Consider the following 13,325-nt stretch of genomic DNA (forward strand, 5'->3'; position numbering starts at 1 on the left):
TAAGCACATTACCCTCAGAATCACAAATAAAACAATCATGCTTATCTTTAGCAACATCGATACCAACAAGAAACATAAAAACCATCCTTTCAAATAAATTGGCTGTGGTTATCCACAAAAATCTATGTATCGTAACCTTGCTCGAGATAAAACGTCATAGCGTTATCTAACTCATAAACAAATAAACATAGAATTGTGGTTGGAGCCTTAATAAAATAGTCAAAGCTATAGGAGTGATAACCAATCCACAAGCCTATACTTATCATATAGTAAAAAGAAAAAAAGAACACTAATTACTATGTGTTCATTATACAAGGAGTATATATGTTAATTTCCATAAGGGAATATTTATCAAAAGTAAACAATGATAAAGAAGAATTATATAAATTATTAGCATGTATTGGATCTGTTTTATTTTTTGCTAATGATTTTAATACTGCATTATTTGTTAGAATTTTTAAGATGATTGGGTTTAACCATGATGCTTCTATAATGCTAAAATCAACTATGCCTCTTCTATTTGCATTACCATTGTCTATAAAGAGAGTAAATAAAATAAAACCATTTTTAATAATATATATATCTATGATAATATATTTTGGAATTACAATGATTTTTAATCCTAATATTATAAAATATTATTTTATAGATATGTATGGTGTAGATAGAGTTTTTCTACCATCAGGGGGAGTGTTTGCTATATTGTTCATAACTCTGCTTTATGATAAAAAAGATAAATCCTATTTGTATTATACTTTTTTATTTACGGCGATATTAATAGGTGGATTAAGCTTATTGCAGTATATAGCTGCATCTATCAGAGGTTATTGGACTACAACAAACTATATTGGGGAAGAAATCAAGATTAACTATAGTTTAACATTTGGATTCAATGTAGCTTTAATGGTAAATATTTTTTCTGCATTTTATATATTTACTAAGAAAAAAATATTTATTATACCAATTGTTCTAGGATATATGGGAATTATAGAGGCTGGGAATAGGATGTCTCTTGTACTACCACTGATGTTTGTATTTTTATATTTTATATATACTTTGATTAATATTATTAAAAATAAATCAAGACACGAAAATATAAAAGATATGAAAAGAGTAAGTTTTTTAGGTTTGATATTAACTCTAACATTTATTATTATATTTGTATTTCATTCTTTATATTATGAAAAATCAGGAGATATAAATATAGGAGGAGAGAATATACAATCTGAAGAGTCAAGAAATCTAAACTTATTTGAAACAGGTAATATTTTAGAAAAGAATGGAAGAGATAGAATAACTAAGGCGTCAATGAGATGCATAAGTTCTAGCCCTATATTAGGTTTGGGAGCATATGGCGACAGACAATGTGTATTTCCAGTTCATCATGTAGGATTTAGTCATAATTTCTTTTTAGAAGTATGGAGTAATCTTGGAATTATATTGGGGATTCCGCTAGCTATATATTTACTAAATACACTTATATTTATGTTAAATCAAAAGAAAAGTTTTATTTTAGTAATTTATTTCTCATTTTTAGCAACAGCAGCATTGCATATGACATCACTTTCGTTTTGGATGGCCTTTTATTTATGGACGTTAATAGGTATTTCAATTGTTTTGATGAATAAAGAAGATTATTGGTTTTATAAATTATATAGAAAATTAAAAAAAATAATGAACTGCTAGTTTTAGCGGTTCATTATTTTTTTTTTATTCATCAATCCATTTGACTTTAATATTTAATGAATTTAAGACATCAATCCACTCTTCATTAGGTTTTTTATTAGTGATTATTTCATTAATTACATTTAGAGGATTAATTATATAATCAGCAATATCATCAAATTTTGTGTGATCTATCAAGAGATAGCGTACTATAGAATGTTTTATAAAATATTTTCTAATTTGAGATTCAGCTTGACTATTATCTAATAATCCATGATTTTTACTAATGGCGGAACAGCTTATAAAGCTTTTGTCTGCTACATAATTAGATATTGCTTGTGTAGATTGATATCCGGTAAATGAGCAAGATCTATTTCTAAAGTCGCCACCTATTGAAATTAATTTGGTATTTGTATTTTTTTCTTCAAAAAGCATCATTATCTTTAGAGAGTTCGTAATTATTGTAATATTAAGGTCCTCTGCTAAGATCATTTTAGCTAGACTAACACAAGTTGTACTAGAATCTAGAATTATTGAATCTTTATCATTGATTAAATTTTTAATTACATATTTTGATATATTATTCTTAGTATTAGATAAGAAAGTTTCTCTAAGTTTAGAAGGCGCTCCTTTGTCCTCTATGTCAGGCAAATAAGCTCCTCCATGAATTCTTTTTAATACGTTTTTTTTCTCCATTTCTTTTAAGTCTCTACGTATAGTTTCCTCTGATACTCCTATTTTCTTACTTACTTCAGAAATTATAATACTTCCATATGTTTTTAATTCATTTTCTAAAAATTTTTGTCTATCTATTTTTAACATACAATATTCTCCTGATAAAATGTAATATTTTAAAATAATTTAACACTTTTTAATTATATATAATAAATAATTGTATTTCAAATAGATGCGGCAATATCAACAAAAAACAACATATTAAAACCACAAAATACAACAATTACTAACTTTTAATCTAAAAAGATATCGTTTTCTTATTGGAAAATGTTGAATAATGTTGTAATATAAACTTGAAACTTAGCTAAGTAAAATACATATAAAAAAATAGGAGAAATGCAATGAAGAAAGATGAAAACATTCAAAAAAAAGGTAGTTTTGTCGGATTTATACCATTATTATCATTTTTATTAATATATTTTGCGATGGGTATAGGAACAGGTAGTTTTGATAATTTTCCGTTATTAATAGGTATGTTTGTCGCCTCAGTAATTTCATTTGTAATTACAAGTCCAGTTGCTGAAAAGAAAACATTTGCAGAAAAGGTAGAAATTTTCTGTACAGGTGGTGGAGATAATACATTAATATTAATGGTTATAATATATATGCTAGCTGGAGCATTCTATGGAATTGCAGGAGCTATGCATGCAACTGATACTGTTACAAATTTAGGTATTTCTATTTTACCAGCACGACTGATTTTACCAGGTCTATTTATAATCGGATGTGTATTAAGTTTTTCAATGGGAACATCAATGGGTACAGTATCTGCGTTGATGCCAATAGCGATAAGTATTTCTCAAAAAACAGGAGTTAGCTTACCTTTAGTTGCAGGTATTGTAGTAGGTGGAGCTATGTTTGGAGACAATTTATCATTTATTTCTGATACAACAATTGCAGCTACAACAACACAAGGAGTTCCAATGAAAGATAAATTTAAAGCTAATATCATAATGGTTCTACCAGCATTTGTTATAACTGTTATCGGATTAATGTTTTGGCCAATTGATGCTGCAGCGATTACTGTTGAGGAATCAATAAATTTAATTAATCTTATTCCATATATTTTAATTATTACATTATCATTATTAGGATTGCATGTATTACCAGCTATGGGAATTTCAATTTTATCTGGAGTTGTGATAGGAATAGCGCATGGAGATTTTACATTTGTAGAATCTTTCGGGAAAATTCATGAAGGTATGACTTGGATGCAAGATATGGCTATAATAGCAATATTTGTAGGTGGTGTAATAGCAATGATGAAATACCTAGGTGGTATTGATTGGCTATTGAACAAATTATCCAAAAATACAAAATCCAAAAAAGGTGCTGAATTGAGTGTAGCAGCATTAGTATCACTTGTAGACGTTGCTACTACAAATAATACGCTAGCTATTATAGCGTCTGGACCAATTGCAAAAGATATATCTGAAAAATATGACATTCAACCAAGAAGAATGGCTAGTATACTAGATATTTTCTCATCAGCATTTAATGGATTAACACCTTATGCAGGGCAATTATTAGTAGCAGGTGCAATGGCTCAAATTTCACCAGTTTCAATAATTCCATATGTATGGTACTCAATTTTAATGATAGTATTTGGTGTATTATTTATAATATTAGGTGTAGGAAGTAAAAGTAAAAAGTAATAGAATGAGGGAAATATGAAAAAATATAGTGAACATTTTCTAATGGATACTAATACTGTTAAGCAATATATAATAGATTCTTTGGATTATTTTGAAGACGAGAATAATTTAGTAGCTGAAGAAATCGGTGATGGAAATATTAATTATGTATTTAAAGTATATGATAAATCGAATAATAAATCATTAGTAGTAAAACAAGCTGATAAGCTTCTAAGATCTTCAGGTAGACCTTTAGACTTGAATAGAAATAAAATAGAGGCCGAAATATTAAAGATAGAATCTGAACTTGCACCAGGTTTTGTTCCAGAAATTTATGACTATAACGAAAATATGTATGCATTAGTTATGGAAGATATTTCTGAATACAAAAATTTAAGAAAAGAGTTAAAGAATTCTAAAATATTTCCTAAATTGGCTGATGATATATCTACATTTTTAGTAAATACTTTATTATTAACTACAGATTTATACTATGATAGACATGAAAAGAAAAATAAGGTTAAAGAATTTGTTAATATAGACTTATGCGATATATCTGAAGACTTAGTATTTACAGAACCATATTATGATTATAAAAATAGAAATATTTTAACAGAAGGGATAGAAGAGTTCGTCAAAGAAAATTTATATAAAGATGAACAGTTAAAATGTGAAGTCGGTTTATTAAGAAATAATTTTATGAATAATGCTCAATCTTTAATTCATGGAGATTTACATTCTGGTTCTATTTTTATAAATGAAAATGGACTGAAAGTTATAGATCCTGAATTCGCGTTCTATGGACCTATGGGATATGATATAGGTAATGTAATTGGAAATCTATTTTTTAGTTTGGCTAATAAATATTATACAGAAAGTTATAATACTGATTTTATTTATTGGATAGAAAAAACAATAGTAGATATATATGATTTATTTAAGAAAAAATTTGAATTGACTTATAAAGAAAAAATTGATTTTCCAATATATAATGAATTATTCATGCATAAATATTTGAGTCAAGTTATGGCTGATTCGGCAGGTTATGCTGGAACTGAAATAATAAGAAGAACCGTTGGAGACTCTAAAGTAATGGAAATATCTGATGTTCATGATAAAAATATTAGAATAAAATTAGAACAAACATTGATAAATTTAGGCATTAAATTTATCAAGAACAGAGAATCTTACAGTACAGGATCTGAATTAATAGAAGAATTTAGAAAGGTGGCAAAATAATAAAATGCAACTTAACGATAGACAAGATTATGATTTAGCCTATATGCTAAAATTTGAAAATGTTGCTTGGTATGAAAATGGTAAAGTAAGAATATTAGATAGAAGAATTTATCCAATTAGAGTTGAACACGTTATATGTGATAGCTATAAAGATGTTGCAAAATCTATAAAAGATATGGTTACTCAGTCTGAAGGACCATATACTGCTGCAGCTATGGGAATGGTTTTGGCATATCATGAAACAGAGAATTTGAAAAAGGACGAGATTTATCCATTTATGGAAAATGCTGCATTTGAATTATCTAATGCTAGACCAACTACTTCTGCGCAGATGTCAGGTATAGTAAATGGTTCTCTTGATGTATTGAAAGAATGTATTAATTCTAGTTTAGAAAGACAAGAAACTGTAGATAAACTTTTTGAATATGCATATAACTATGTAAATAATAATTATAAAAAATATTCGATAATCGGTAAAAATTTAGCTGAAATTATACCCGATGAAGGTTCAATAATGACTCAATGTTTTGCAGGGACAGTTGTTGGAACTATGCTTAGAGAATGTAAAAAAATGAATAAACACATTAAACTTTATTGCGCTGAAACGAGACCATACTATCAAGGAGCTAGATTAACAGCAAGTGTAGCAAAGGATATGGGATTTGATGTTACAGTTATATCAGATAATATGCCTGCATATACAATGAAAACTAAAAAAATTGATTTATTTACTTCAGCATCTGATGTTATTACAATGGATGGATATGTAATAAATAAAGTTGGCACATTTCAGATAGCATTGGCTGCAAAACATTTTAATATTCCTTATTATGTAACAGGAACTCCTGATGAAAAGCATGAAACTATTGAGACGGTAACAATTGAGGAAAGAGATCCTAATCAAGTTTTAGAATCTTTGGGTCAAAGAATCACAATGGATGGAGTTAAAGGGTATTACCCAGCTTTTGATATTACATCACCTGATTTAATTACAGGAATAGTTACGGATAAGGGAATATTTACGCCATACAATTTATCAGAATATAATTAATATATTTTAAAAGAAAATAAGGAAATAATTATGATACTAGAAAAAGAAAGAAAAGAAATAGCAGATTACTTAAAAAAAATGTTAGAAAGTGGATTGACGAAGGGGACTTCAGGAAATATTAGTATATTTGATAGAAAAAATGGATATATTGCGATAAGTCCGTCAGGAATGAATTATGAAGAGATAATTCCTGAAGACGTAGTTGTAATAGATTTGGATAAAAATATTATAGAGGGTAATAGAAAACCGTCTAGCGAAAGTGATTTACATATAGCTATATATAAGTCAAAACCTGAAGCGAATTCTGTTGTTCATACACATTCTATGTTTTGTACAGTTCTTTCAACGTTAAATATGCCGATAAAATCAGTTCATTATGTCATTGCTGATTGTGGATCGGCAGAAGTTCCGGTCGCTCCTTATAGGATATATGGATCTGAAGATTTAGCTATATCCGTTGTTAATACAATAGGGAAAAGCAATGCTTGCTTATTAGCCAATCATGGTATGGTTGCATGTGGAGATAATCTAAAATCAGCATTTGGTTTGGCTTCAACATGTGAATGGGTTGCAGAAATTCAATGGAGGGCATTGAGTGTAGGAACTCCGAATTATTTATCTGATAATCAGATTATAGAGGTTGAAGAGAAATTTAAAACATATGGTCAAAATTCAGAACTTAACGAAAAAAATAGTTATTTTGGATAAAATGAAGGAGAAATAAGTGAAAGATTTTCAATACTATAATCCATCAAAAATAATTTTTGGTAATAATCCATATGAAGAAATAAAAAATATTCTGAAGGAAAAATCTATAAAATCCCTATTATTTATTTATGGTGGAGAATATGTAAAAAATTTAGGTATTTATGATAAAATAAAAAAAATGTGTGAAGAATTAAATATTAAATTCACAGAAAATGATGAAGTAGTCCCAAATCCAAGAATTGAACTGGTTAGGAAATTAATAAATATTTCTAGAGAAAATGAGATTGATTTTATACTTACTGTAGGTGGAGGAAGTGCTGTAGATACTGCAAAAGCAGTATCTATGGGGATTAATTATCACAATGATGTCTGGGATTTTTTTGAGGGTAAAGCTTCTCTGGATGAAGTTGTAGAAGTAGGAGTTATATCAACAATTCCTTCAAGCGGTTCTGAGACTTCAAATGCAACAATAATTAATAATGGTTTATTTAAGAAAGGATATGAGCATAATAAATTAATTCCAGTATTTGCTGTGATGAATCCTCAATACACATTAAATATACCAAAATACCATACATTTGTAGGTATTGCTGATATATCTACTCATTTACTTGAAAGATATTTTACTAATACTAAAAATGTCGATACTACAGATTATTTAATAGAAGGTGCATTAAAAGCATTGTTACTAAATGCGGATAAATTAATGAAAGACTTACATGATATCAATGCAAGAGCTGAAATACAATGGTTAGCATCTATCGCACACAATAATTTATTAGATACTGGAAGAGAATCTGATTGGGCTTCTCATAGGGTTGAACATGAATTAAGTGCTCAATATGATATTGTTCACGGGGAAGGAATGGCAACTGTAATTGTAGCTTATATGAGATATGTTTCTGATAAAAATCCAGAAAAATTAGCTCAATTGTCCAATAGATTATTTGGTATAGATTATTATAATTATAGTCTAGAAGAAATGGCTTCACTACTTGCTGATAAGTTTGAAGAATTTTATAAAAAATTAGGGTTAAGAACCAAATTAAGTGAATTTAATATTGGTGATGAACATTTTTATGAAATGGCTAAGAGAGCGACGAATGATGGAGAAACTACTGTAGGACATTATTATCCATTAGATATTGAAAAATTTGTAGAAGTGTTAAATATTGCAAGATAATAAATTAAAAGGTTCAACGATATTCTTAGGTATTTTCCTATTTCGTTGAACCTTTTTTTTACAATTTAAATTCTTCTAGTATTGGTAAATAATCATTTGGCACATCTTTATTATGAATTGTTTTATATAGTTTTTTAGAATCTTCTTCTAATTGCTCTCTTAAATCTTCTCTTTCATCCCATAGATCTTTAATATTGTATACATATACATATCTTCTCTCATCTGCAATCGCTCTTAATATTGAATATGTTACATCTGAGATTTCTTTGGTTTCTCTATCAATATATATATTTAACATCATTGAATAATATGGCATAAGTGGATTGTCCCTATATTCACCATCGGGAGTATGTGACACACTACCTATTGAAGCTGTATACAAGAAATCTCCATCATAAGAAGCTTCTTGGATTACATGAGGGTGATTAAATATGACATTTTTGGCTCCTATTCCTTTAAAAAAATCTTTTAAAAATTTTATATATGGACCAGGTTTTTCGTTTATTTGTCCACCAGCATGAGGAAATACCAAAGTTACATCACTATTTTTATTTGCATAATTAACTTCATCAGTTAGCATTTGAAGATATTTAGGGTCCTTATGTCTTTCTCTTAAAATATCTGTTCTTGACCCTAGTGAAACACCAACTTTTCTAATTCTATAAAGATCAATTTGAGTTTTTATTGGCATAAGAGGTTTTGTCTTGATTATTCTTCGTACATAGTATCTAATAGCACCTTTGATGCCTGTATACATAGATCTTTCATCTTGTCTAAATTCTCTCATTGTAGGTATTGGGGCAAGTAAATTAATATATTCGTCTATATTTATACCTTTAAAATCTTTTTGAGTTCTAAAATTTAGAGGTTCTGTATATGCTAACAATCCTATATTTACATCATTTACATTTAATATCATAGGTTTTCTATTATCCAGAGTACCAAAAACTTTAAATCCAATTTCTTCAAGTTTTTTCTTAGTACGTACAAGACCTTCAATTTCTTGATCCATAGCATGGTTATTTGCTGTAATCATTACATCTACACCAGCTTTTTTTGCGGAGATAGCAAATTCATCAGGTGTATTAAACTTTGCACTATATGCTCTATATGGCTCCTTACCGGTCATTACAGTTTCAAAGTTTGCTATTGTAAGATCTGCATTATCAAGATATTTTTTTATATTAATAAATACATCGGTGAAATCATAACCTGTTTCAGTTTTAGCAGCTTTTAGTAGTGCATTATCGCACATTAAATCTCCTAAAATATTTATTTTAATATTATCTTTCATTTATATCTCCTTTCAATTATTCTATCATATATTTACAATTCTAGTTACAATTAAATTCGGTTATGATAATTGAATCTTTGAAAAATATATATTATACTTTATTGAGAATAATTTCTAAGGAACTAAAGAAGGTAATAATAAATGATTAATTTTTTAAATGATTATAGTTTAACAGCATGTCCAGAGATTATGGAAGTATTGAATAATAGTGTAAATGAAAAATATCCAGGATATCTTAATGATAGGCATACAAAAAATGCAATAAAACTAATAAGAGAAAGAGTTAGAGATAATACAGCAGAAGTTCAATTTTTAATGGCTGGAACACAGACGAATTTAATAGCAATATCAGCTTTTTTGAGACCTCATGAAGCAGTGATTACTCCAGCAACTGGACATATCAATGTTCATGAAACTGGAGCTATTGAAGCAACAGGACATAAATGTATTGCGATAGATACTGCGGATGGTAAATTATATCCTGAGCATATCATCAATCAAATGGAAAAAGATTCATGGAGTAATGCAGGAATTTTAGAGGTCAAACCAAAGTTGATATATATTTCTCAAACTACTGAACTGGGTACTGCATATTCAAAGACTGAGATAATAGCCTTAAAAGAAGTTTGTGAAAAATATGGATTATATTTATTTGTAGATGGAGCAAGACTAGCAAGTGGTATAGCTTGCACAGATGCTGATTTAGAAGTTTATGGGAAATATACGGATGCATTTTATATAGGCGGAAATAAAAATGGAGCATTATTCGGTGAAGCCCTCGTTATATTAAACAATAAATTAAAAGAAGATATTGGATATATATCTAAACAAAGAGGTGGAATACTAGCTAAAGGATGGATATTAGGTATACAATTTGAAAGAATGTTTCAAGATGATTTATATGAAAGAAATGGTAGAAAAGCAAATGAAATGTCTGATTTATTAAGAGATGGACTTTCAAAACTGGGCGCTAAATTTTATACAGAATCACATTCTAATCAAACTTTTGTTTTAATGAGTAAAGATATATATAGTGGAATTAAAGAAAAAGTTATATTTGAAACTGTAAATGTAGTGGATGATAATTTTGTGATTAGATTGGTTACAAGCTGGGCTACGACTAAGGAAGAAGTTGAAGAATTCATTAAAGTATACAAAGATATAGTAAATAATTTGCAATAGAAGAACAATTATTGTATTATATATTTACTGAAAAAATCTTGATTATATTGATTTTATGCATTTTATATGCTATAATTACAAGGTTAAAACTAATAAAAAAGTGAAAGAGGTGAGAATATGAAAGCAGATTTACATCCAAAAACATATGAAGCAACAGTTACATGCCAATCATGTGGAACCACTTTTACTACTACATCAACAGTTGAAGAAATCAAAGTAGAAGTTTGTTCAAATTGTCATCCTTTCTATACAGGTAAACAAAGAACTGCAGAACGTGGTGGTAGAGTAGAAAAATTCAAACAAAAATACAACATCGACTAATTTATCGAAGTTTAATGCGAGCAGGGAACTGCTCGTTTTTTTGTTTGAAATAAATTTTAGTATGGATTATACTTAAATCACCGGGTATATTTATATATAACTATAAAATATACAAAATGGTAATTTAAAATTAAGTGATATTAATAAAAGGGGGAATTATGTCATTAGTAGGAAAAGAAATGCAAGAATTTAATTTAGATGCATATAATCCAAAAGAAGAAAAGTTTGTAAAAGTAACAAACGAAGATTTTAAGGGACAATGGACAGTATTATGCTTTTATCCAGCAGACTTTTCATTTGTATGTCCTACAGAATTAGAAGATTTACAAGAACATTATAGTGAATTAAAAGATTTAGGAGTTGAAGTTTATTCAGCTTCTACAGATACTCATTTTGTACACAAAGCATGGCATGATCATTCAGACGCAATTAGTAAAATTGAATACACAATGATTGCTGATCCAGGTCATTTACTAAGCACACAATTTGATGTATTAGATGAAAATGGATTATCTCAAAGAGGAACATTTATTATAGATCCAGACGGAGTTATCCAAGCTTTAGAAATTAATGCAGATGGTATTGGTAGAGATGCTTCAGCTTTAATTCCAAAGATTAAAGCAGCACAATATGTAAGAAAAAACCCAGGTGAAGCATGTCCTGCTAAATGGAAAGAAACAGGAGAAACATTAACACCAGGATTAGACTTAGTAGGTAAAATTTAATGTTAAATGAACAACTAAAAGGACAACTTTCTCAATACATGGCTCTTTTAGAAAATCCAGTAACGTTTCTACTTTCTATTGATGAAAGTGAGAAATCAAAAGAGTTAAAAGAATTTGTATCAGATGTACAATCACTTTCAGATAAAATTATAGTAAAAGAAGATAAATTGGATTTGATACCATCATTTTCACTTGTATCTCAAGATAGACAAGGAGTGACATTTGCTGGTACACCAATGGGTCATGAATTTGAGTCATTTGTAATCGCTCTTTTACAAATAGGCGGAAGAGCTCCAAAAATCGATGACAAATTAAGAGATAGAATAAAATCAATAGATAAAGAACTTTCATTTGAAACCTTTGTATCTTTGACATGCCATAATTGTCCAGAAGTGGTTCAATCATTAAATATAATGTCAGTTTTGAATCCTAAAATTCAAAACACAATGATTGAAGGTGGTACCTTCCAAGAATTAACTGAAAAAAGAGGAATAATGGCTGTGCCAACAGTATTCCTAAATGGTGAAGAATTCTTTGGTGGTAAAAAAACAATAGAAGAAATCGTTGATTTAGTTAAAGGTGAAGATTCAAGAGAAAGTCTATCAGATAAGGGAGTATTTGACTCATTAGTAATAGGTGGAGGTCCAGCTGCTATGATGGCTGCTATTTATTCCGTACGTAAAGGAATAAAGACAGCTCTACTTGCTGATAAATTTGGTGGTCAAGTAAATGATACTCTAGAAATTAATAATATTTTGAGTCTTCAATCAACTGAAGGTCCAAAATTTATGGAAGAAGCAAAAGCCCATGTGCTATCCTATCCTGTTGAAGTGTTTGAAAAATACACAGCAACTAAAATTGATAGAGTCGACAATCTTGTAGAAGTTACACTAGATAATGGAGATACTATAAAAGCTAAGACAGTAGTAATAGCTACAGGTGCAAGTTGGAGACTAATTGGAATTCCTGGAGAAACTGAATTCAAAAACAAGGGTGTCGCTTATTGTGTTCACTGTGATGGACCTCTATTCAAAGATAAAACTGTAGCAGTAATTGGAGGAGGTAATTCAGGTGTTGAATCAGCACTTGATTTAGCAGGGATAGCTAAGAAAGTTATACTAATACAATACGGACCAAAATTAACAGCAGATGAAGTTCTCCAAGATAGATTAAGAGAGCTTGACAATGTAGAAATATTATTAAATACAAATACTAAAGCATTGCTAGGCTCAGATCATCTTGAACAAATTCAATATATTAATATGGAAAATGATGAAGAAAGCATAAGAGATATTCAAGGTTGCTTTATTCAAGTTGGATTAGTTCCAAATACAAAATGGATTGGAGATAAAATTGAAACCAATAAACGTGGCGAAATAGTTATTGACAATCAAGGAGCTACAAATATTGAAGGTATATATGCTGCAGGAGACTGTACAGATGTATATTTCAAACAAATAGTTATAGCTTCAGGTTCTGGAGCGACAGCTGCATTAGGAGCTTATAATTATTTACTGAGAGCAGAATAAAAAATAATGAAATGATGTTTTAGGATAATTCCTTTAACATCATTTTTTTTAATAAAAAT

Annotated in this window: 12 protein-coding genes; 10 read left to right on the forward strand and 2 right to left on the reverse strand. The window is 28.9% G+C overall.

The genetic code is table 11. The features are described 5' to 3' along the window. Nucleotides 1-324: 324 nt before the first annotated feature. Entirely contained in the window at nucleotides 325-1,686 is a 1,362-nt protein-coding gene (locus G534_RS0104230) for an O-antigen ligase family protein (protein WP_027348022.1), read from the forward strand. A 24-nt stretch (nucleotides 1,687-1,710) separates the two neighbouring features. On the opposite strand, the gene G534_RS0104235 is transcribed toward G534_RS0104230, so the two are convergent. Beyond that, nucleotides 1,711-2,487 (reverse strand): DeoR/GlpR family DNA-binding transcription regulator, encoded by a 777-nt coding sequence (locus tag G534_RS0104235; RefSeq protein ID WP_027348023.1) that lies wholly within the window; start codon nucleotides 2,485-2,487, stop codon nucleotides 1,711-1,713. Nucleotides 2,488-2,741: 254 nt separating this feature from the next. Between G534_RS0104235 and G534_RS0104240 the strand changes: the two genes are divergently transcribed. From G534_RS0104240 to G534_RS0104260, 5 genes are read left to right on the forward strand one after another with little or no spacing between them, the layout of a single operon-like run. Further along, nucleotides 2,742-4,055 carry a Na+/H+ antiporter NhaC family protein gene (locus tag G534_RS0104240; protein ID WP_027348024.1) on the forward strand — a complete coding sequence of 438 codons (1,314 nt, stop codon included), beginning with the start codon at nucleotides 2,742-2,744 and terminating at the stop codon, nucleotides 4,053-4,055. Between the two features lie 15 nt (nucleotides 4,056-4,070). After that, nucleotides 4,071-5,273 (forward strand): S-methyl-5-thioribose kinase, encoded by a 1,203-nt coding sequence (mtnK, locus tag G534_RS0104245; RefSeq protein ID WP_027348025.1) that lies wholly within the window; start codon nucleotides 4,071-4,073, stop codon nucleotides 5,271-5,273. Between the two features lie 4 nt (nucleotides 5,274-5,277). After that, the gene (locus tag G534_RS0104250; RefSeq protein ID WP_027348026.1) at nucleotides 5,278-6,324 is read left to right on the forward strand and encodes an S-methyl-5-thioribose-1-phosphate isomerase; all 1,047 of its coding nucleotides are present in this window, start codon (nucleotides 5,278-5,280) and stop codon (nucleotides 6,322-6,324) included. Between the two features lie 30 nt (nucleotides 6,325-6,354). Further along, nucleotides 6,355-7,032: a class II aldolase/adducin family protein gene (locus G534_RS0104255; protein ID WP_027348027.1), complete on the forward strand. Its 678-nt coding sequence runs from the start codon at nucleotides 6,355-6,357 to the stop codon at nucleotides 7,030-7,032. A 16-nt stretch (nucleotides 7,033-7,048) separates the two neighbouring features. Further along, nucleotides 7,049-8,215 carry an iron-containing alcohol dehydrogenase gene (locus tag G534_RS0104260; protein ID WP_027348028.1) on the forward strand — a complete coding sequence of 389 codons (1,167 nt, stop codon included), beginning with the start codon at nucleotides 7,049-7,051 and terminating at the stop codon, nucleotides 8,213-8,215. A gap of 58 nt (nucleotides 8,216-8,273) precedes the next feature. On the opposite strand, the gene G534_RS08415 is transcribed toward G534_RS0104260, so the two are convergent. Then, nucleotides 8,274-9,509 (reverse strand): CapA family protein, encoded by a 1,236-nt coding sequence (locus G534_RS08415; protein ID WP_027348029.1) that lies wholly within the window; start codon nucleotides 9,507-9,509, stop codon nucleotides 8,274-8,276. A 141-nt stretch (nucleotides 9,510-9,650) separates the two neighbouring features. Here G534_RS08415 and G534_RS0104270 point away from each other — a divergent pair, with 141 nt between their 5' ends. The 4 genes from G534_RS0104270 (at nucleotide 9,651) to ahpF (ending at nucleotide 13,266) form a co-directional block, all read left to right on the forward strand. Next, entirely contained in the window at nucleotides 9,651-10,691 is a 1,041-nt protein-coding gene (locus tag G534_RS0104270; RefSeq protein ID WP_027348030.1) for a threonine aldolase family protein, read from the forward strand. A gap of 117 nt (nucleotides 10,692-10,808) precedes the next feature. Then, on the forward strand, nucleotides 10,809-11,012 hold the full coding sequence (rpmE, locus tag G534_RS0104275) for a 50S ribosomal protein L31 (protein WP_027348031.1): 204 nt from the start codon (nucleotides 10,809-10,811) through the stop codon (nucleotides 11,010-11,012). A 158-nt stretch (nucleotides 11,013-11,170) separates the two neighbouring features. Further along, nucleotides 11,171-11,737: an alkyl hydroperoxide reductase subunit C gene (ahpC, locus tag G534_RS0104280; protein WP_027348032.1), complete on the forward strand. Its 567-nt coding sequence runs from the start codon at nucleotides 11,171-11,173 to the stop codon at nucleotides 11,735-11,737. Next, a complete protein-coding gene (gene ahpF, locus G534_RS0104285) occupies nucleotides 11,737-13,266 on the forward strand; it encodes an alkyl hydroperoxide reductase subunit F (protein ID WP_027348033.1) in 1,530 nt (509 codons plus the stop codon). The genes ahpC and ahpF overlap by 1 nt, the downstream gene beginning before the upstream one ends. Nucleotides 13,267-13,325: the final 59 nt, after the last annotated feature.

The organism is Helcococcus sueciensis DSM 17243, assembly GCF_000423145.1.
GTDB lineage: Bacteria > Bacillota > Clostridia > Tissierellales > Peptoniphilaceae > Helcococcus > Helcococcus sueciensis.